Source organism: Streptomyces blattellae (assembly GCF_009709555.1).
GTDB lineage: Bacteria > Actinomycetota > Actinomycetes > Streptomycetales > Streptomycetaceae > Streptomyces > Streptomyces blattellae.
This window is the reverse complement of sequence record NZ_WJBG01000140.1, coordinates 85,556-105,227: the sequence shown is the minus strand read 5'-3', so window position 1 is coordinate 105,227 and position 19,672 is coordinate 85,556. Positions and strand designations below refer to the sequence as shown.

At 71.8% G+C, this 19,672-nt stretch carries 20 protein-coding genes and 1 pseudogene; 11 read left to right on the top strand and 10 right to left on the bottom strand.

The window, feature by feature from the left end; genetic code table 11:
* The 4 genes and pseudogenes from GFH49_RS15155 to GFH49_RS15140 all read left to right on the top strand — a co-directional run.
* Nucleotides 1-253: pseudogene (locus GFH49_RS15155) on the top strand (S-(hydroxymethyl)mycothiol dehydrogenase); the annotation flags it as partial.
* Nucleotides 253-882: an MBL fold metallo-hydrolase gene (locus GFH49_RS15150; RefSeq protein ID WP_155056393.1), complete on the top strand. Its 630-nt coding sequence runs from the start codon at nucleotides 253-255 to the stop codon at nucleotides 880-882. The pseudogene GFH49_RS15155 and the gene GFH49_RS15150, both read left to right, overlap by 1 nt.
* Nucleotides 872-1,264: a DUF4180 domain-containing protein gene (locus GFH49_RS15145; RefSeq protein WP_196217995.1), complete on the top strand. Its 393-nt coding sequence runs from the start codon at nucleotides 872-874 to the stop codon at nucleotides 1,262-1,264. The genes GFH49_RS15150 and GFH49_RS15145 overlap by 11 nt, the downstream gene beginning before the upstream one ends.
* A gap of 79 nt (nucleotides 1,265-1,343) precedes the next feature.
* Nucleotides 1,344-2,258 carry an SDR family oxidoreductase gene (locus tag GFH49_RS15140; protein ID WP_155056392.1) on the top strand — a complete coding sequence of 305 codons (915 nt, stop codon included), beginning with the start codon at nucleotides 1,344-1,346 and terminating at the stop codon, nucleotides 2,256-2,258.
* Here GFH49_RS15140 and GFH49_RS15135 read toward each other — a convergent pair.
* Nucleotides 2,249-2,797: a hypothetical protein gene (locus GFH49_RS15135; RefSeq protein WP_155056391.1), complete on the bottom strand. Its 549-nt coding sequence runs from the start codon at nucleotides 2,795-2,797 to the stop codon at nucleotides 2,249-2,251. The two genes, GFH49_RS15140 and GFH49_RS15135, sit on opposite strands and share 10 nt — an antisense overlap.
* Nucleotides 2,798-2,846: 49 nt before the next feature.
* Here GFH49_RS15135 and GFH49_RS15130 point away from each other — a divergent pair, with 49 nt between their 5' ends.
* The 3 genes from GFH49_RS15130 to GFH49_RS15120 all read left to right on the top strand — a co-directional run bounded on the left by GFH49_RS15130 (nucleotide 2,847) and on the right by GFH49_RS15120 (nucleotide 4,826).
* Nucleotides 2,847-3,644 carry an SDR family NAD(P)-dependent oxidoreductase gene (locus tag GFH49_RS15130; protein ID WP_155056390.1) on the top strand — a complete coding sequence of 266 codons (798 nt, stop codon included), beginning with the start codon at nucleotides 2,847-2,849 and terminating at the stop codon, nucleotides 3,642-3,644.
* 143 nt (nucleotides 3,645-3,787) lie between these two features.
* A complete protein-coding gene (locus GFH49_RS15125; RefSeq protein ID WP_155056389.1) occupies nucleotides 3,788-4,483 on the top strand; it encodes a L,D-transpeptidase family protein in 696 nt (231 codons plus the stop codon).
* A 157-nt stretch (nucleotides 4,484-4,640) separates the two neighbouring features.
* Nucleotides 4,641-4,826: a hypothetical protein gene (locus tag GFH49_RS15120; protein WP_155056388.1), complete on the top strand. Its 186-nt coding sequence runs from the start codon at nucleotides 4,641-4,643 to the stop codon at nucleotides 4,824-4,826.
* 73 nt (nucleotides 4,827-4,899) lie between these two features.
* On the opposite strand, the gene GFH49_RS15115 is transcribed toward GFH49_RS15120, so the two are convergent.
* Complete coding sequence (locus GFH49_RS15115; RefSeq protein WP_155056387.1) at nucleotides 4,900-6,273, bottom strand: S1 family peptidase; 1,374 nt, start codon at nucleotides 6,271-6,273, stop codon at nucleotides 4,900-4,902.
* A gap of 97 nt (nucleotides 6,274-6,370) precedes the next feature.
* Nucleotides 6,371-7,402: a hypothetical protein gene (locus tag GFH49_RS15110; RefSeq protein ID WP_155056386.1), complete on the bottom strand. Its 1,032-nt coding sequence runs from the start codon at nucleotides 7,400-7,402 to the stop codon at nucleotides 6,371-6,373.
* A gap of 25 nt (nucleotides 7,403-7,427) precedes the next feature.
* Here GFH49_RS15110 and GFH49_RS15105 point away from each other — a divergent pair, with 25 nt between their 5' ends.
* Nucleotides 7,428-8,639 (top strand): MalY/PatB family protein, encoded by a 1,212-nt coding sequence (locus GFH49_RS15105; protein WP_155056385.1) that lies wholly within the window; start codon nucleotides 7,428-7,430, stop codon nucleotides 8,637-8,639.
* Complete coding sequence (locus tag GFH49_RS15100; RefSeq protein ID WP_155056384.1) at nucleotides 8,632-9,018, top strand: PPOX class F420-dependent oxidoreductase; 387 nt, start codon at nucleotides 8,632-8,634, stop codon at nucleotides 9,016-9,018. The genes GFH49_RS15105 and GFH49_RS15100 overlap by 8 nt, the downstream gene beginning before the upstream one ends.
* 192 nt (nucleotides 9,019-9,210) lie before the next feature.
* Here GFH49_RS15100 and GFH49_RS15095 read toward each other — a convergent pair whose 3' ends face one another.
* Nucleotides 9,211-9,624: a Zn-ribbon domain-containing OB-fold protein gene (locus tag GFH49_RS15095; RefSeq protein ID WP_155056383.1), complete on the bottom strand. Its 414-nt coding sequence runs from the start codon at nucleotides 9,622-9,624 to the stop codon at nucleotides 9,211-9,213.
* 162 nt (nucleotides 9,625-9,786) lie between these two features.
* Nucleotides 9,787-10,464, bottom strand: coding sequence for a TetR family transcriptional regulator (locus tag GFH49_RS15090; RefSeq protein WP_196217996.1), 678 nt, complete (start codon nucleotides 10,462-10,464; stop codon nucleotides 9,787-9,789).
* Nucleotides 10,465-10,709: 245 nt separating this feature from the next.
* On the opposite strand from GFH49_RS15090, the gene GFH49_RS15085 reads away from it, so the two are divergent.
* Nucleotides 10,710-11,366 carry a peptidoglycan-binding domain-containing protein gene (locus GFH49_RS15085; RefSeq protein ID WP_155056381.1) on the top strand — a complete coding sequence of 219 codons (657 nt, stop codon included), beginning with the start codon at nucleotides 10,710-10,712 and terminating at the stop codon, nucleotides 11,364-11,366.
* Between the two features lie 22 nt (nucleotides 11,367-11,388).
* On the opposite strand, the gene GFH49_RS15080 is transcribed toward GFH49_RS15085, so the two are convergent.
* The 5 genes from GFH49_RS15080 to GFH49_RS15060 all read right to left on the bottom strand — a co-directional run bounded on the left by GFH49_RS15080 (nucleotide 11,389) and on the right by GFH49_RS15060 (nucleotide 18,014).
* Nucleotides 11,389-11,766 carry a hypothetical protein gene (locus tag GFH49_RS15080; RefSeq protein WP_196217994.1) on the bottom strand — a complete coding sequence of 126 codons (378 nt, stop codon included), beginning with the start codon at nucleotides 11,764-11,766 and terminating at the stop codon, nucleotides 11,389-11,391.
* A 294-nt stretch (nucleotides 11,767-12,060) separates the two neighbouring features.
* Nucleotides 12,061-12,984 carry a MurR/RpiR family transcriptional regulator gene (locus tag GFH49_RS15075; protein WP_196217993.1) on the bottom strand — a complete coding sequence of 308 codons (924 nt, stop codon included), beginning with the start codon at nucleotides 12,982-12,984 and terminating at the stop codon, nucleotides 12,061-12,063.
* A gap of 114 nt (nucleotides 12,985-13,098) precedes the next feature.
* Nucleotides 13,099-14,850, bottom strand: a complete 1,752-nt coding sequence (locus GFH49_RS15070; protein WP_155056404.1) for a phospholipid carrier-dependent glycosyltransferase — start codon at nucleotides 14,848-14,850, stop codon at nucleotides 13,099-13,101.
* 93 nt (nucleotides 14,851-14,943) lie between these two features.
* Nucleotides 14,944-16,890, bottom strand: a complete 1,947-nt coding sequence (locus tag GFH49_RS15065; protein WP_155056378.1) for a phosphatase PAP2 family protein — start codon at nucleotides 16,888-16,890, stop codon at nucleotides 14,944-14,946.
* 119 nt (nucleotides 16,891-17,009) lie between these two features.
* Entirely contained in the window at nucleotides 17,010-18,014 is a 1,005-nt protein-coding gene (locus GFH49_RS15060) for an ATPase (RefSeq protein ID WP_408055910.1), read from the bottom strand.
* Between the two features lie 317 nt (nucleotides 18,015-18,331).
* Here GFH49_RS15060 and GFH49_RS15055 point away from each other — a divergent pair, with 317 nt between their 5' ends.
* Nucleotides 18,332-19,453, top strand: coding sequence for an ROK family protein (locus tag GFH49_RS15055; RefSeq protein WP_230396301.1), 1,122 nt, complete (start codon nucleotides 18,332-18,334; stop codon nucleotides 19,451-19,453).
* Nucleotides 19,454-19,672 lie beyond the last annotated feature (219 nt).

Below are 19,672 nucleotides of genomic sequence, written 5' to 3'. Positions count from 1 at the left end.
CGGCGTGCCCACCCCCGAGATGAAGCTCGAACTGCCGCTGCTGGACGTCTTCGGACGCGGCGGAGCGCTCAAGTCCTCCTGGTACGGCGACTGCCTGCCCTCCCGCGACTTCCCCATGCTGATCGACCTGCATCTCCAGGGCCGCCTGGACCTGGAGGCGTTCGTGACCGAGACGATCCAACTCGACGAGGTGGAGAAGGCGTTCGAGCGGATGCACCACGGCGACGTGCTGCGCTCGGTGGTGGTGCTGTGATGGCCGCCCGCATCGAACGCATCGTCACCTCAGGGCAGTTCACCCTCGACGGGGGCACCTGGGACGTCGACAACAACGTGTGGATCGTCGGCGACGACCACGAGGCCGTCGTGATCGACGCCGCCCACGACGCCGACGCCATCGCCGAGGCCGTCGGCGACCGCCGGCTGACCGCGATCGTGTGCACCCACGCCCACAACGACCACATCGACGCCGCTCCCGCCCTCGCCGACCGCACCGGCGCCACCATCTGGCTGCACCCCGACGACCTGCCGCTGTGGAAGCTCACCCACCCGGACCGCGCCCCCGACGCCCATCTCGCCGACGGGCAGGTGATCGAGGCCGCGGGCGCCGACCTGACCGTGCTGCACACCCCCGGGCACGCGCCCGGCGCGATCTGCCTCTACGACCGGGGCCTCAGCACCGTCTTCACCGGCGACACCCTCTTCCAGGGCGGCCCGGGCGCCACCGGCCGCTCCTACTCCCACTTCCCGACGATCGTCGCCTCGATTCGCGACCGGCTGCTCACCCTGCCGCCCGAGACGAAGGTGCTCACCGGGCACGGCGACTCGACGACCATCGGGGCGGAGGCCCCCCACCTGGACGAATGGATCACTCGTGGCCACTGACGCCGTACCGCCCGCCGAAGAGCTCGTGACCCTGCACGGTGTCACCGTGCTGCGCTGCGCCCCGGGCGGCCCGCCGCTCGACGGCGAGAGTGCGGCGCTGGACCTCATCGGGGACGCCGGATGGCGCGGGGCGGAACTGGTCGCGGTGCCCGTGGAGCGGGTGCCGGACGACTTCTTCCGGCTGCGCTCGGGGATCGCGGGCGCGATCGTGCAGAAGTTCGTCAACTACCGCCTGCGCCTGGCCGTCGTCGGGGACATCGCGCGGCACGTCGCCGGCAGCCAGGCCTTGCGGGACTTCGTGTACGAGAGCAATCGGGGCAACCAGCTCTGGTTCCTGTCCGGCTACGACGATCTGGCCGAGCGGCTGCGCCCGGCCGGGTGAGCGCCTGAGGAAACACGACAGAAGATGTCCGGCTTGCCCGTCACCCTCGGAGGAGACACGGTCACACGGGAGGTCGGACATGTCACAGCCGCTGCAGGGCAAGGTCGCGCTGGTCGCCGGGGCGTCACGGGGAGCCGGACGGGGTGTCGCCGTGGAACTCGGGGCGGCCGGCGCGACCGTCTACGTCACCGGCCGCACCACGCGCGAGAAGCGCTCGGAGTACGACCGCCCGGAGACCATCGAGGACACCGCCGACCTGGTCACCGAGGCGGGCGGGCACGGCATCGCCGTACCCACCGACCACCTCGACCCGGCACAGGTCCGCACCCTCGTGGACCGCGTCGCCGACGAGCAGGGCCGCCTCGACATCCTGGTCAACGACGTCTGGGGCGGCGAGAAGCTCTTCGGGTGGGACAGCCCGGTCTGGGAGCACGACCTCGACAACGGGCTCAGGCTGCTCAGGCTCGCCGTCGAGACGCACGCGATCACCAGCCACCACGCCCTGCCGCTGTTGCTTCGCCACCCCGGCGGCCTGGTCGTCGAGATGACCGACGGCACCGCCGAGTACAACCGCGACAACTACCGCGTCAGCTTCTTCTACGACCTGGCCAAGTCGTCCGTCCTGCGCATGGCCTTCGCCCTCGGCCATGAACTCGGCCCGCGCGGCGCCACCGCCGTGGCCCTCACCCCGGGCTGGCTGCGCTCGGAGATGATGCTCGACACCTTCGGGGTACGCGAGGAGAACTGGCGCGACGCCCTGGAGACCGTGCCCCACTTCGCCATCTCGGAGACCCCGCGCTACGTGGGCCGCGCCGTCGCCGCCCTCGCCGCCGACCCCGACGTGGCCCGCTTCAACGGCGAGTCCCTCTCCAGCGGCGGCCTCGCCCAGGTGTACGGCTTCACCGACCTCGACGGCAGCCGCCCGGACGCCTGGCGGTACCTGGTCGAGGTGCAGGACGCGGGGAAACCGGCGGACACGGCGGGCTATCGCTGAGGCGGCACCGGGTTCGCCGCCGGGAACGACCAGCGCCCCGAATGGCCCGGCGGCAGGCCCAGGTCGTCCCGTACGGCCGTGTAGTAGTCCTCGCGAGCGGCGCGCTGCCGCGCCAACAGCGCCTGCCAGGCCTGCGGATCTTCCCGTCGGCCGCGCACGAACCGCTCCATCTCCACCACCGTCAGGGCCCATGCCCGTCCCTGCTCCACCACCTCGCGGCTGCCCAGCATGATCAGCGCCTCCCAGGCGGGATCCCGACCGGTGTTCGCCTCGGCCAGCAGCGGCTCGGCGTCGTCGAGGGCCAGAAGATCCGGGTGCGGATCAATGCCGAGATCGGAAGCGACCCGGTAGGTCACCGTGATCGTCTTCTTCAACGACAGCGCGTAGTCGGAGTACACCCCGAGCCGCCGCTCCTCCCAGCGCGCCGTCTGCTCCTGCCGAAACCTCGCACGGTCCCCCCGCACCACCGCCAGATACGAGCCGAGCGCACCGATGACAACGCCGATGAGCGCGGGGAGTTGCTGGATGAACGCGGACATGGCCGCACACTAGCTGCCCCGTTGATCGTCGCGGCACTAGATTCGCCCCATGACCCACACACGGCGTTTCGAGGGATACGGAGTTCTCGTGACCGGCGCAGCCCGTGGCATCGGCGCGGCCGTCGCCCGGCGACTTGCCGAGGAGGGGGCCCGGGTGCTGGTGACCGACGTGGACGGGTCCGAGGCCGGGAAGACGGCGTCGGCGTTGCGTCAACGGGGGCTCGCCACCGAGGCGTTGGCGTGTGATGTGGCGGACCGGGAGTCCGTCGAGGCGGCTGTCGCGCACGCCGTCGACTCCTTCGGCGCCCTCGATGTCCTGGTCAACAGCGCCGCCCACTGCACCCCCGACACCCCGCTCTTCGAGGACGGCACGGACGAGGCGTTCCACCGTGACCTCGACGTCACCCTCACCGGCGCCCACCGCTGCTGCCGCGCCGCCCTTCCCCATCTGGCGGCCTCTGGGCGCGGCGCGATCGTCAGCATCGGCTCCGTCAACGGAGCCCACGACTTCGGCAACCACGCCTACAGCGCGGCCAAGGCGGGCCTCGCCTCCCTGACCCGCACCCTCGCCGGGCACGCCGCCTCGCGCGGAGTCCGCGTGAACCTGGTGATGCCGGGCACCGTGCGCACCTCGGCCTGGGAGGGGCGGGAGGACGAACTCGACGCCCTGCGTCCGCTCTATCCCCTGGGCCGGGTCGGTGAACCGGAGGACATCGCCGCGGCCGTCGCCTTCCTCGCCTCGCGCGACGCGGCGTGGATCACGGGCACGACCCTGACCGTCGACGGCGGCCTCACCGCGGTCAACACCGGGTTTCACCAGGCGATCCGGCGCCCCTGGGACGCCTGAAGCGTCCCGTGGCGCGATCCCGACGAAGCGGACACCGGAAGGTCACCGTTTCGTCGCAGCGCGAGTTCCACCACAACCCAATCCCCCGGACGCCGGTCTAGCTGGTGGCAACGCACCCGGATACTCGCGAGAGAGGCCAGGCCATGGGGGACATACGCAGACGGGGAGCCGTCGCACTCGGGATCACCGGACTGGTGGCACCGCTCACGATCGCGCTGGGCGCCACGCCCGCGCAGGCCGCGAGCTGCACCACGCAGACCGGGCCGTATCAGAGGCAGGTGGAGAAGTTCCTCGGCCGGCCGGTCGACGGCAAGCAGTCCGCCGCCGACTGCAAGGCCATCCAGGGCTTCCAGAACAAGCACGGCATCACGCCGAACATGGGTTACGCCGGGCCTGTGACCTGGGGCGTGATGGATTTGATGAACAAGCAGAAGGCCGTCGGGAACAACCCCGACAAGGCCGGCAAGTGCCCCGTGAACAAGGGCCGTATCGCCTGTGTGAACCTCACCCTCCAGCTGAGCTGGATCCAGGACGGCAAGAAGCTCGTCTACGGTCCGGTGCCGGTCCGCACCGGCCGCAACGGCTACGAGACCCGCACCGGCCTGAAGAAGATCTACTGGCGCAACATCGACCACGTGTCGACCATCTACGACGTCCCCATGCCCTACGCCCAGTTCTTCGACGGCGGCCAGGCCTTCCACTCCGTCGGCGTCAGCATGTGGAACCCGCCCGGCTCGCACGGCTGCGTCAACATGACCAAGACCGCCGCCAAGAAGTACTGGTCGCTGCTGAAGACGGGCGACGACGTCTTCGTGTACGGCCGCAAGCCGGGCACCTGACGGAGCGGGCGCCCGGCTTGCGGAAACGAAGCGAGATGGTTGAGGCGGACCGACGTGAACTGGGCCACATGCCTTGATAGATGACGTGATCAGCAACACGGTCCGTTATGTCAGGAATGCTCGTGATGGCTCACGTGGCCTTCACCTATGGGGCCGTATGCTTCACAGCATGTCCACCACTGTTGAACCCGCCTCCGCTCGGACGGCTGACGAGGTCAACGAGGAGATCCGGGCCCTGTGGCGCCGGTCGGGCGGGACACTGAGCGGCGAGCAGCGTGAGGAGTACCAGCGGCTCGTCCTGGAGTGGGCCGCCGCGGCCCCGCAGCCGGCGAGGGCGGCCTGAGCGTCCGCCTCCGCTGAAGGCCGCCGCGCATCGTCGGCGGCCCGGCTTCCCCCTCAATCGGCCCACGTTGTCATCAGCTCCACGTTGCCGAGTAGTAGCGCTGGTAGGCCTTGCGGTCCTGTTCCGTGCGGATGTACCGCGTGGCCACCAGCGCCATCAGACTGCCGCCCATGACGAGCAGGCCCGGGCCGATGTTCCGGGGATTCAGGAGCCGCGACAGCAGTGTCGACGCGTCCAGGATGCCCGACACCGGAGCCGACGAGCCGGGCGTCGCATCGCCGGGTGCGATCGCGCCCTGCGTGGCCCCGGCCGACGGCGCCGGCGAAGCGCCCTGCCCGGCACCGTCCGGAGCGCCCACGAGCAGGCTCATGCCCAGCTCGGCCAGCGCCTTCGTCACCGGCTGGAAGTACGTCGTACCGCCCGACGTGCAGTCGCCGCTGCCGCCCGAGGTCACGCCCAGAGCGACCCCCTCGGAGAACATCGGCCCGCCGCTGTCCCCGGGCTCGGCGCACACGTTCGTCTCGATCAGGCCGCTGACCGTGCCCTCCGGGTAGTTGACGGTGGCATCGACCGCGGTCACCTCACCGTCGCGGAGCCCGCTCGTGCTGCCACTGCGGAACACCCGCTGCCCGACGGACGCTTCGCCCAGGTCCGTGATCCGCACGCCCTGCCCCTCGCCGATGGAGACGATGTCGGCGCCGTCGCCCGCCCGGCCGTTCGCGTACTCCACCAGCGAGTAGTCGTCGCCGGGGAAGCTCTGCGTGGTCGTCCTGCCCACCTGCTCACTGCCCTGGCTGTCGGAGAACCAGACGGATCCGGTGGGCCCGCAGTGCCCGGCGGTGAGGATGAAGTCGCGCCGGCCGTCGGTCACATTGAAGCCAGCGGAGCAGCGGCCCGCGGTGGACAGGATCGGCTGCGCCCCGTTGATGCGGGTCGTGAAGGTGCCCTCGGCGCGCTCCATGCGCACCGATCCGCCGATGGCGTCGGCGATCTCCTCCAGCTCGTTCCAGTCGGCGGTGGAGACGGTGCTGTCGGCGCGCACCACGACCTCGTTCGACCGGTAGTCCACGGACCACGCCGTGCCGGCCACCTTGGGCGTCGAACGCAGCGTCGACGTGGCCGTCTTGAGGTCGCGCATGCTGTAGCGCACCATCTTGGCCTCGGCCCCCGCCTGCTTCACCTCGGCGGCCGCCTCGTCGTCGGTGACCGCCACGACCGCCCTGCCCTCGGCATCGACCCAGCTGCCCGCCGTACGCGATGTACCGAGCCGGGACACCAGCCCGGTGCCGGTGTCTCCCGCGGACTGCGCCAGCGTACGTGGCAGGTCGGCGCCGTCGGACGGTTCGCTCGCCACCGCCCGCGTCACCATCGTGCCTCCCAGGAGGAGTCCGCCGACCGCCGCCAGCCGTGCCACTCGCTGGACGAACCGTCGTCGTGCGTGCCTCATGCATGGCTCCCGAACCCGAACAGCGCGGCGTCAACACCGCGGGGCACTCCGGTCAGTTGAGCGCCCTCCCTAGGTACGTGGCCCGGCCCCGGGGCGTTCAGAGGATCGGTGATCCGCTCAGGGCGCGCGGCTCGTCCGTGCTGTCGTCCACCGGTCCCAGCCGGGCCCAGCTGCGCTCGTCGCCCCAGACGGACGCCGCGTCCACGTACGGCCGTACCAGAGCCGTGAGGACGGGGTCGCCGCGTCCGTTCAGCTCGTCGGAGGCGATCTTGCGCGCGATCCCGGCGAGGAAGTCGGCCAGCTGCACCCGGGGATCCAGTCCCGCCTGGACGAGCCGCAGCCCGCCGAGCCCGAACCCGGACCTCCGGGCCGACTCCTCGATCCAGGCGATCCGGTCCGGCGTGAGCATGTTCTGCCGGTCGTGGACCAGCCGCACGGTCCGGCCGCCCGCGCTCCAGTAGGCGGCGGTGCGGACGATCGCGGGCAGCAGCGGATTGAGGAGGGGAACCAGGGTCGGACCGTGCAGAATCCCCGCCCGGTAGGCATCCGCCCGGGACCGGGTCGCCGCGAGCCGTTCCAGGATGCCCGCCAGTTCCGTGCCGGAGTGTGCTCGCAGCAGTTCGTGGATCGTCCGGAAGAACGTCTCGACCGGGAGCTGCGGCTCTCCGTCGTTCCTGACCCGCAGCAACCGGTTCGTCGCCTGGAGGAATTCCCGCCAGCCCTCCGGCCCGAAAGTCAGCGGCCCTTGCCGGAACAGCGCGACGGCCTCGGTGCCGTCGCCGAGCAGCAGGTCGAGGGCCCGGTCCACGACGAAGAACGCCTTCTCGGTGAGATGCACGTGCGCGTGCCCATGGATCGGGCCCGAGGGCGCGAGCAGCCATTCCAGTACCACGCGGTGTTTCTCCCGCAGGAGATGGTTCGCCTTGTACTCCTCGGCGGGTGAACGGATCCGGTCCCTCGTCTCCTGCACGAATCCGGCCGCGGAATCCACCGGCAGCAGCACACTGCCGTGCGCGAAGACATCGGTGTTCCCGCCGGTGAGATTCTCCCCGTCCGAACCCGACTCGTCGCAGGCCACCTCGGGAATCCGGTCGGCCGCCGCCGTTCGCCCCGCGCGATTCCACGTCACGCCACAGCCCCCTATCTTGTGCTCCATGACCAGGATCCCGCACGAAACGTCCGGTGAACCGAATCCGCTGCATGCCCTCACCCTCGACCGTCTCCGATGCCGTACGAGCATGAAATGGCGTACCTACCCCGACGACGTGCTGCCGCTGTGGGTGGCCGAGATGGACGTGCCGCTCGCCGAACCCGTCGTCCGCGCGGTCACCGACGCGCTCACGCTGGGGGACACCGGCTATCCCGCGGGCACCGCCTACGCCGAGGCGCTCGCCGGCTTCGCCGACAAGCGGTGGGGGTGGGACGGGCTCGCGGTGGAGCGCACCGCGATCGTGCCCGACGTGATGCTGGGCGTCGTCGAGATGATCAAACTGGTCACCGGCCCCGGCGATCCGGTGGTGGTGAATCCACCCGTGTATCCGCCGTTCTTCCAGTTCGTGGCGCACATGGACCGGCGGGTGGTCGAGGCTCCGCTGGGCGCGGATCTGCGGATCGACCTCGGGACGCTGGAGGAGGCCTTCCGGCGGGCGGTGGCGGACGGTGGATCCGCGGCCTACCTGCTGTGCAGCCCGCACAACCCGACCGGCACGGTGCACACCGCCGACGAGCTGGCGGAGATCGCCGTCCTCGCCGACCGGTACGGCGTGCGCGTCGTCGCCGACGAGATCCATGCGCCGCTGGTCGCCGGCGGCGTCGACTTCGTGCCGTATCTCAGCGTGCCGGGCGGCGCCAACGGCCTGTCGCTGATGTCGGCGTCCAAGGCGTGGAACCTGGCCGGCCTCAAGGCCGCGCTCGCGCTTGCGGGCCCCGAGGCCGCCGCCGACCTCGCCCGGCTGCCCGAGGAGGTCGGCCACGGCCCGAGCCACCTCGGCGTCATCGCCCACACCGCCGCCCTGCGCGACGGCACCGCGTGGCTGGACGCGCTGCTCACCGGCCTCGACGACAACCGGCGCCTGCTCGCCGACCTGCTGGCCGAGCAGCTCCCCGCGATCCGCCACAGCCCGGGCGAGGCCACCTGCCTCGCCTGGCTCGACTGCCGTCCGCTCGGCCTCGGGGACGATCCGGCGGAGGTCTTCCTGGAGCGCGGGCGCGTGGCGCTGAACTCGGGGATCCCCTTCGGCACGGGCGGGGCAGGACACGTACGCCTGAACCTGGCCACGTCGCCAGACGTGCTGCGGGAGGCGATACGACGGATCGAGACGGCGTCAGACTGCGGTGACCGGCCTGGACTTGCCGGTCATGGATGACACGGCGCTTGAGCGGCTCGGTGCGGGGCGGTACCTGCTGATCACCAGCTACCGCCGGAACGGCACCCCGGTCGCCACCCCGGTGTGGGTGGTGCGCGACGGGGACGCGCTCGGCGTCTGGACCGTCGCCGACTCCTGGAAGGTCAAGCGGATCCGGGCGCGCGGCGACGTCCTCGTCGGCCCGTGCGATCTGCGCGGCAACCCGACCGGCGACCAGGTTCCGGCCACCGCCGAGATCTGCGACGAGGCCACCGCCGCCCGCTACCGCCGACTCCTCGCCCGCAAGTACGGCATCGTCGGGCGTCTCACCCTGCTGGGCAGCAGGGTGAGACGCGGCCTGAAGGGGACCGTCGGCATCCGCGTGACGCTGACTGCCTGAGGTGGCTTCCGGTGGAGATGCCAAGCCGAGTGTGACCCTGCGCAGCCTTCGCGGCGCCGGGCCGGATGCCCGGCTTCGGCATGCGCTGACCGTACGGGACGCCGACGAGTCGTGGCCGGATGAGCGGCGCTGGTGACCGAGAAGCCGGTGGAGCGGGTGGCGCCGAGCCGCGCCCGGCGCTGTGGCCGAGTCTCAGGTCCAGGCCCGGTACGGCTCGTCGACGAGCTGGAACACGGGCTCGCCGCGGACGGGGTCCTTGGCCGTCGACAGCCGGACCCGGTCCCCGCTGTGGATGCCGATCATCGGGCCGATGACCCGGCCGCGCACCACGAACCCCTCGGCCATCTCGACCAGGGACACATTGCGCGCAGCGGGGGTGTTGCGGTGCACCACGGAGGAGTGGCGGACCGTACCGACGCCCTTGCTGCGCTCCGTCCGCAGGTCGCTGCCCTGGCAGACCGGACAGAGCAGGCGTTGGTACATGGCGGTCCCGCACCAGGTGCAGCGCTGGAAGAGGATGGCCTCCGTGTCCCGGGGCGCGGGGTCGAGTACGCCCGCCGCGGGGCCCGCTGTCTGACGAGCAACACTTCCTGAGTGGTGGTACACGCTGGTCAACTCCCTGCACTGGGGCCGGAATCCGACGTGCGCGGGTCGCCCGTGCACGCACGTGCCCGGTTCACCGTGCCACCGTGCACAGCCTCAGAGTATGGCACTCAGTGCCACTCGTAAAGGTACTGAGTGCCCCTGAATGTGGAAGAGTTGTGTGAATCAACCGCGTCCGAGCGTGGACTCGATCTCCTGGACGACCCGCCACAGGGGTGCGCCGCGCCGGGAGACGACGACCACGACGTCCTCCGGCTGCTTGTCCGCGAGCGGGGCGGAGGGGGCGCGGGACGTGCCGAAGGCGGACTGGACGTAGCCGAGCGCGTGGTCCACGGCCGCCTCCGCGTCGTCCTGTCCGTCCGAACGCAGCCAGGAGCGCAAGGCGTTGTTGTGCGCCGCGGCCACGGCGGCGGCTATCACGTCGGCCCGCAGGTTCCCGTCCGGCCGGCCGGCGAACCGTCCGCGCAGATACTCGGCGAGGGCGCGCTCGTAGCGCCACACCACGGACAGCTCGTACGCCCGCAGTCCCGGCACCTTCTTCGTGAGGCGATAGCGCTGTACGGAGAAGGCCGGGTTCTCGGCATACATGCGCAGCACCATCCGGGCCGCGTCGCAGATCCGCTGCACCGGCTCGTCGTCCTCGCCGCCGGCGGCGAGGAAGGCCGTCATGTCCGCCAGGCACCGTTCGTGGTCGGGGAAGACCACGTCCTCCTTCGAGGGGAAGTAGCGGAAGAACGAGCGCCGCCCCACACCCGCCAGCGCCACGATGTCGTCCACGGTGGTCTGTTCGTATCCCCGTTCCAGGAACAGCTGGAAGGCCGCCGCGATCAGGGCGTCCCGCATGGGCGGTTTCACGGTGGAGCTCATGGTCGGAACGTAGCACTCGACCGAGGGTCATGGCACTCAGTGCGCTGTGGAGGGGAACTGAGTGCTCAGGTTCCGGGAGGGGGAGCCGAGTGGACGGCGCGACCGGAGGGTCCGCACGGTCAGTGAGGATGCGGCCCCGCTGAACTCCCGGTGCGGCTGCCACGTATCACTGCACGGGGAACAGCCCGGACCCCAGCGCACGGGACGGAAGGAGAAGAGCGGTGCCGATACCGCCCGAACCCCGGCAGCCGCATGACGACCGGCCGCCCCTGGAACCGGTACGCGTCCTGCGCCCCCGCCGCACCGACGCCCTCGCCGAACTGCTCAAGGACCTGCCGTCCAGAACGGCTGGCTACGAGAGCGTGCCCCTGCCGGCGAGGCTGCCCGGATCCGAGGACGCGACCCAGGAACTGCCGTCCGTCCTCGCCGACGAGGCGAAGCGGGCCACGGGCCCCCGCCCCCGCAGGGCCGGGCGCCGCCGCGCCGTCGTGGCGGTCGCCGTGGCCGCGGCCGCCGTCATCGGTTTCGGCGGCGCCTTCCTGCTCCCGGGCCGGAGCGACAGCGACACGGCCGCGCCCGCACCCGAAGCCCCCACGACATCCGCCGCCCCGCCTCCCGCGGGCGGCGCGGCAGTCGACCCCGACGGCCCCGGCACCCTCCGCGAAGGAGCCTCAGGACCCGAGGTGACCGACCTCCAGGAGCGGCTGCTGCGCATCCCGGACGTCTACCAGAACGGTTCCACCAGCGGGCAGTTCGACGCCGCGCTCACCGAGGCGGTCGCCCGCTTCCAGCTCTGGTATGGCATCCGCGGCGACGAGACCGGCGTCTACGGCGACGACACCCGCCGGGACCTGGAATCCCGTACGGGCACCGGCTGAACCCGCCCTCGCCCTCCGGCGGTCAGCGTGCGGAGCTGTCCACCAGTGCCTGTGTGACCGCCCGCACGCTGCGCGCGATGTGCTGCAACTGGAGGACCTCCGCCGCGTACAGCTTGATCGTGTGCTCGATGACGGACTCCGGCAGACCGAGCCCGGGCAGGTCGGCGCGCGCGGTCTGCAGGGCGGTGCGGGCGACGCGTATCTCGTGCTGGACCTGGATCTGCGCATGCCGGGCGAGCAGCACGGGGTGGCGGATCAGGGCCGGGTAGCTGGCGTAGCGGGCCGGCACCAGTTCGCGCAGCCACTTGGCCGCCGAGCGCTCCCAGTCGTAGCTGCCGGGGGTCTTGACCTGGCAGGGCCAGTCCGGGCTGATGCGCGTGGTCGTCAAGGGCATGATCATCGCTTCCGGTGTGCGGCGTCGTGGGGGGTGGTCCCGACGTTTCTGGCGGCCCCGGTCCAGGGGATGACCGGGGCCACCGCGGGCGGTCGCGCAGGCGATGCCCGTCGAACATCCGAGGCGCCGACGCGGGTGGGAGACGGCGGTTTCGGGTGTTCGGGTGTGAAGTATTTATATATGCCGTCTGCTTTGCAAGACGTATGAAAACATTCATGCGCAGTTTGGGGTGATTGGTCCCCTTGTGCCCTTTTGTGGGGCATGCTGTGGGATCGTCGGCGCCCGGTCCCTGAGGGAGGTTCAGTCCCTGAGGAAGAACTGGTGCTGGTCGGAGACCTGCTCGTACTCCTCCAGCCGGGCCTGTGTGCGCTCGGGGTCGGCGTCGGTCATCGCCTGCAGCAGCGCCGCGGCGATCACGCCGGGCGCCGCGTAGGAGTCGAAGACCAGCCGGGAGCCGGTGCCGGTGGCGAAGGTGACATCGGCCTCGTCGGCCACCGGCCCGAGCGCCAGGTCGGTGATCAGCGCGACCTTCAGCCCCGCGCGGCGCGCGACCTGAACGGCGTTGAGGGTCTCCTGCGCGTGCCGGGGCATGGAGAACGCCAGTACCCAGGTGCCGCCCGCCTCGCGGGACTGGAGCAGCGCGTCGTAGGCGACGCTGCCGCCCCGCGTCACCAGCCGCACATCCGGGTGGACGCGGCGGGCCGCGTAGGCGAAGTACTCGGCGAGGGACACCGAGATGCGCAGGCCCAGGATGGTCAGCGGCGTCGACTCCGACAGCTTGCGGCCGGTGTCGATCACCTGGCCGGGGTCGGCGAAGTCGCGCCGCAGGTTCTCCAGGTTCTCGATCTCCGCGTCAACCGCCGCCTGCAGTTCGTTGCTCTGGTTCTCCTCGGGCGCCGCGGGGCCGCCGGCGAGCGTGCCGAGCGCGATCGACTGGAGCTTCTCCCGTAGCGCGGGGTAACCGCTGAAGCCCACCGCCGCGGCGAAACGGGTCACCGAGGGCTGGCTGACGCCGACCCGCTCGGCGAGATCGGTGATCGAAAGAAAGGCCGCTTCGGTGATGTGCTCGATCAGGTACTGGGCGATACGCCGCTGTCCCGGCGACAGCCGAGGACGGTCGAAAAGCGTCCTGATCTGGGAACTCGGGGCGGCCTCCGTCTCCGGTGCCGACTTGCCCGAGGTGATCGCGGATGCCTGTGCACGTGCCTGCTGCGGCGATGGCACCGATGCGCCTCCTTTGTCTCCCACAGTCGTTCAACATAGCTCACACACTGTGGTGACCAGGGCTGGTACGAGGGCACCTCAAGCGCACCACGGGCGCCACATCACACCACACGATCACCGTCGGTAGATCGTGATCGAATGACCGACTTCGTCGATCGGGCGACTGCCGTCGATCAACTCCGCCAGCCGCCCTTCCGCCTTGGCGGCCTTGGAGTCCGACACGACCAGCAGGCCGCGCACCTCACGGGCGGGCACCGTGCGCGGGTCGGTCGCGTCGATGCCGTAGTACGACGGCACCCCGCTGCCCTTGTAGACGAGCCAGATCCGCTCGCCCTGATAGCGCTCCCGCAGCCGGTCGGCGAGCCGGCCCAGGTCCTGGCCCCAGTCCACATTGGAGTCGTGCAGTCGCAGACGGGTCTTCGCGGTGCCGCCGAACGCTTCGTTGGAATACGGCAGATAGCAGGGGAACGTCCGCAGCGAGCTGACCGCGACGAACAGCACCAGCGCGCCCGTCGCCACGAACCGCCACCGCCACCGCAGTGTCAGGACACCGGCCGCCGCCACGGCCAGGAACATCGGCACGAAGATGGCGTACCGCGTGCCGAAGTCCCGCGCCCCCTGCATGGCCACGGCCGACAGGACGGCGGGGGCGAGCAGCAGATACGGTGCCGCGGGCCGCAGCTGACGGACCGCCAGCAGTGCGACGGCGCCGGCCGCCCACAGCACGAGCATGCCGAGTGGCGTCTTCACCAGCAGTGCCGCCGGGAGGTAGTACCACAGCGACCCCGTGTACACCCGCCCGAACAGGAAGCTCTCCCAGGGCCGGGTCTCCAGCCCGAACTGGATGCGCATACCGTCCCGGTACGCCTCCGGCAGCGGCAGCAGATCGACCAGCAGGCCGCGCACTCCTCCCACCGATGGCACCTGCTGCTGCGGCGTCCAGCGCAGCCGCGGGTCGACGGCGAGATAGGCGGCCCAGACGACCGCGATCGCGGCCAGCGTCAGCACGCCCGCGCCCGCAGCCGCTCGCAGCAGCGCTTTCCGGCGGGAGAGCACCGTGTCGCCGCGCCCGCGCTCCGCGCGGACGACGGGGGACTCAGCACAGGCCCGGCCCGCGGCCCCGGCACACCACACCGACACCCCGGCGAGCACCACCAGTACCGGAACCGCCGCCAGCGCGCTCATCTTCGTGGCCAGGGCAGCGCCCAACGCCGCCCCGGCGAGCGGCAGATACAGCCGGGGCCGGACCCGCGCCCGCCACAGCAGCCACACCGAGGTCAGCAGGAAACCGGCCGCCGGTACGTCGAGCGTGGCGAGGGAGCCATGGGCGATGACGTCGGGGGAGAAGGCGTACAGCGCGAGCGCCGTCAAACCGCCCGCCACGCCCACGAGTTCACGCGCGAACGCGAACACGACCAGACCGAACAGCAGCGTCAGCACGATCACCGGCAGGCGGGCCCAGAACATCAGCTGCCACGGGTCGTTGCCGGACCGGTACAGCAACTGCCGCCCCAGCACGCCCTGATCGTCCGGCAGCGGCCGGTCGACGTGCGGATCGGCGATCGCCACACCGACACCGACGACCAGCTTCCCCAGCGGCGGATGCTCGGGGTTGTAGCGCAGGCTGTGGTCGTGCAGATAGACGGCGGCCGTGCCGACGTACACGGGCTCGTCGATGGTCGGCGTCTGCTGCACCGCGGTGGTCACCATCGCCACGGCCATCTGGGCGAGCAGCACGACCACGAGCAGCGGCACCGGCCAGCGTCTCCGCGAGGCGCGTGGTGCCGCCTTGGCCGTCACCGATGTCGGAGGGTGCCCCTCCGTCCCGGGATCGAGGACCAGGTCCTGCTGCTCGCGCGCCATCATCCACCCCGCGGCGACACCGGCCGCACGGTGGCGGGAGTGATCCGGAGCCGCCTCACGGGGCCACTCTGCATCAGCTCCCGCCACGTCAGCGCGTCACCGCTTCAGGAGTCGTACCGACAGACCATCCGCCGTGTAGACGGGTACGGCCCGCAGCGTGTCGGAGTTCAGCTCCACGCGGTCGAACTGGCCGCGCAGCGCCGACGCGCCGACGACCCGCACCGTGCTCCCCGCGGCCGGCGGCTGGCCGGCGTCGAGCCGCAGCGACAGCGAGCTGCCCTCGCCGAGCACCGCGCGTCGCGTGACCTCCAGGGCAGGGCCGCGGCCCGAACGCAGCGTCACCTCAAGCGCCGCCGACGTCTGGGAGTACGTGCCGTGGATCTTCACGGTCGACTCGGTGGCCACGCGCAGGGTGCCGCCGGTGACCCGCACCTCGCCGTGGCCCAGGGCGTGCGCCGAGGCGGCGACGAGGACACCGTCCGTCAGCGCGGTCCCGCCGGTGTACCGGTTGTGGCCGGTCAGGGTCAGCGTCCCGGTGCCGCGCTTGGTCAGACCGCCGTCGCCGCCGATGTCGTTGCGCCAGCTGTCGGCCGCGCCGAAGCCGCCGGCCGAGGCGTCGAGGGTGACGGTCACGTCCGTGTCGAAGGCACCGTAACCGTCCGCCGCCGCGAACAGGTTGAGCCGGCCCCACTGCTCGGCGCCGTCCAGCAGTACGTACCCGGAGGGCAGCGCCGTCGTCCGCAGCACCTCGCGCCGCTGCTCGGCGTCGAGGTACGGCAGCCGCGTCTCCAGCAGCACCTCCGCGCCCTTGGGCACGGTCAGCGGCTTGCTGCGGCCCTGCCGGGTGAGGATGTACGTCAGCTTCGGCGTCGCCGCGCGGGCGTTGGCGGCGCGGTCCGCGTACGGGTCGGAGCCGGTGCCCGCCGAGTGGGCGTAGGCGTACAGCGTGTCGGCCGTCGTGCCGGTCCGCTCCTGGAAGTACGCCAGGGCCTGGGCGCGGGCCGCCTTCTTCAGGTCCGCGTTGGCCGGGTCGGCGAGGGCGGCGGCGGCCAGGGCGGTGGCCATGACGCGGCCGCCCATGACGTCGACGGGGGAGTGCATGCCCGACATGATCCGGGTGTGGCTGAGTTCGAGGGCGCGGGTCACCAGCTCCTGGAAGCGCTCCGGCACGGCGTACGCGTACGCCAGGGCCGCCAGGTGGAAGGCGTTGGTGTGCCCGCTGGGGAAGCCGCCGTCGTCGGCCGGGTCCTCGCTGCGCTGCCGCAGCAACTGAGTGGCGACGACGACCTCGGAGTCGTAGACCGGGTAGCCGAGTGCGTCGGTCTTCCCGGTGTCGACGACCTCGCTGTCACCGTTCATGCGCCACGGACGCGGGTACTGGAAGGCGAACTTGGCCGGATTGCCCGAGGCGAACGGCCCGCGCACCGTGTTGACCAGCTCGGCCACCTTGCCCAGCGCCGAGGTGGTCGAGCCGGCGCCGAGCGCCGAACCGGCCGGGGCGTCGGCGGGCAGCGCGTCGCTGATCTTGCCGGCGGGCGTGCCGTCGGGGGCGCCGGTGATCGAGGTGACCGCCTTGGCGCCGGACTTGTACAACTCGGCCAGCGGACCGAGCGCGGCGATCATCGCGTAGCTCTGGTGCTGACGGTCGTAGACGAACGACTCCTTCGCCTGTGCCTCGGTGCGCGCGGCGGTGGTCCGGGCGCAGTAGCGCACGTTGGCGCGCAGGATCTCGGGCCGCAGCGGGGTGCCGGTGTTCCACGCGCCGCCGGTCTTCCAGATCTCGGCCATGCCGCCGAGGATCCGCACCACCGCGTTGGTCTCGGGCGTCAGGTTCGTCGTGACGTTGGTCTTGTAGTCGTCGACGAACGCGGCGTAGGACGTGGCGGCCTTGGCGTCGGCTGCGCCCAGCCACGAGGCGAAGGTGGGCGCGGCCAGCACACCGGCCGAGACACCCACGGAGGTCCGGAGGAATCCCCTTCGGTTCAAGGCCGGTTCACTGGCACCGGCCGACGAGTTCGAGCGGTGCCCGGCGGATGACGGCATGCGTCTGCCTCTCTTGAGTTCTTCGGCCGCGGGGGGCCGCGGGAGTCGTGCGATGACCGCCGTGGGGTGCGCGGGGACGGACGGGCCGTACGCGCTTTCTGCGGCGTATGAGCGAAGACCTACGGGCGGGCCGTGTCGGACCGGGGCCGGCCCGGCGTCCGGCAGGTGTCAGAGGAGTGAACGCGCGAGCGCCACCGCCCCTTCGACCGGCGGGACCAGGGCCTGTTCCGAGATGCCCCGCCTGCGCCCTGGTGCCCGGCACGCACCCTCGGCGGAACAGGCCCTGGCCGCGGCTGTCGCCTGGCTGCCGGAACCCGGTCGGTGAGTGCGGTGGTGGAGGCGTCATGGAGAAGGGGCTGGGCGAGAAGCATGCTGCCCGTCACCACGTCGTCGTCGACGACACCGCGCGCGGCGAGCCGTCCGACGGGCGCGGCGAGGGAGCCGCCGCCCTCCTCCTCCATCACCGTGCGGGCGAGCGTCACCGTGCGGGCGAGCCGTGATCCCGCGGCGGCGGCGAACCCGGCCGGGGCGTGTCGGCGCCATTCGGCCGTCACGTCCTGGGCGCGCTCAAGTGCCGTGCCGGGAGCGGGTACTTCGGGCACCTCGAACGAGGCGATGAGACCGGCCGTGAGCGCATCGGGCTCCTCGCCGCGGTCGTGGGCCGCCCCTGCGGCCCGGGCGGCCTCGCGGACCGGACCGGCCGCGCCGCCCTCGTCGCCGAGGGCCGCGCCCCGGCCGCCGGCCTGGAGGAGGCGGCCGTCGAGGAAACGGCCGTCGGGGAGACGGCCCACCGTGACCGGACCGGTGCCGACGCCAAGGCCGACCCTCTGGTCCGGGCCCGCTGCGGGCACGAGGAGTTCGGCGTCGCCCACGACCAGCGCGGGCGCGTCGAAGTGGAGTCGCAGGGCGGTGCGGATCTGCTCGCACTGCCGCCGGGTCTCGCAGGCCTGTCCGCGCACGGCCGGCCAGCCGGCGGCGGCCACGGGGTCGTGCGGCCGCCGGCCGTTGCTGAAGCGGATGTGCCCGGCCACCGGGGTGTCACCCGCGAAGGCGCGCAGCTGCGTCTTGGAGCCGCCCACGTCGATGCCGAGCACGAGCGGACCGGAGTACGAGGCGTCCTGCACGGATCCTCTTTCGTCGTTGCGGGATGCTGCGACGGCGGGCGAACCATGCCTGGAGGAAAGGCAGTTGAGAAACTAGGGAAGCCCCGGGACGGGCCTCTGACGGAACACGGCAGGCGAGTACCGTGACATTCGTTAGGAAGTTAACTAACGAAGTACAGTGCGTCAAGAGCAAGCGCGCACCCGACCTCTGCGGCGGTCTTGCGGACCGCACGGCGGCGGGTGCGCGCGATGCCGGCGCCATCCCATCGCCGTCTCCCGTCGAGCCCGATCGACGCGGAGCGCGGCCCGTGATTTGTGGGGGAACTGTGGAACACGACGTGGCAATCGCCCCCCGCCTGACCGAGAGCGCGAGCGCGGTGTTCGCGGTGCTGGCCGAGGCGGGCAGTGCGACCCGGCCACAGCTCGCGAGCCTGGCGGGCCTGTCGAAACCGACGGTGTCCTCCGCCGTCGCCGAACTGGAGGGCTTCCGGCTCGCCGCGCACTCCGGCACCGCCTCCAGCGGCACCGGCCGCAGCGCCGCCGTCTACCGGCTCGGACCGGCCGCCGGCGCCGTCCTCGCCGTCGACCTCGGTCCCGCCCTCACCCGGGTGCGCGGCTGCGCCCTGGACGGCACCCTGCTCGCCGAGGCCACCGGATCGCGGGACGACGCCGTGGACGTCGTACGGGACGCGCTGTTCTCGCTGCCCGGGGACGCGCCGCTGCGCTCCATCGTCGTCGCGGTCGGTGACGTCACCGCCGAGGAGGACGCGCGTCCGGCGACCGCGAAGGCGCGGCCCGTCTTCGACGCCGTGGCCGTGACGCTGCCGCGCGGGGTGCCGGTCCACCTGGAGAACAACGTCAACTGCGCCGCGCTCGCCGAGCTGCACGAAGGCGCCGCCATAGGACGCGACACCTTCGGCTACCTGCGCATCGGTGTCGGTATAGGTCTCGGCATCGTCGTCGGCGGCCGGGTGCTGCGCGGGGCGAACGGGGCGGCCGGTGAGCTGGCCCGGCTGCCCTACCCCTGGGACGACGACCTGGATCCCCGGCACGAGGCGCTGGAGGAGTACATCGGCGCCCGTTCGCTCCTGCGCCGGGCCGCGGAGTCCTGGCAGGACGGTGAAGAGCCCTGCCCGCGGACCGCGGATCAGCTGTTCGCGCTGGCCGGCGAGGGGCGGGCAGCAGCCCGTGCCGTCGTCGACCGGCATGCGGTGGACGTGGGCCGGCTCGCCGCCGCCGTGACCGCCGTACTGGACCCGGGGCTGATCGTCCTGGGCGGCAGCACCGGCTCGGACCCGCAGCTCCTGGCCGGGGTGCGGGCCGAGCTGGAGCGCCTCAGCTGGCCCACCGAGGTGGTCAGCAGCACGGTCGGTGACCTGGGTACCGTCGTGGGTGCTGCCCGGCTCGCGGTCGCCCGGGGAGTCCAAACCGTGACCGAGGCGGCGCGGACCAGGCATTGACGGTTTCCAGCTCGGTCTGCCAATGTCCGGACAAGCGCTTTCTAAGTCGGCCGGGACGCCGGCTTGGGCGAGCGTCCCGCCCGTACTCGACGTACGGCAACCGCACCAGGGCGTGCTGATGCGGCGACGGCCACAGCGGCCGGGGACCCTCGCTCGTCAGGATGACGCGGCCGGGCGAGGCCGCGCCCTCGGAAAGCGAACTTCCTCACATATGCACCA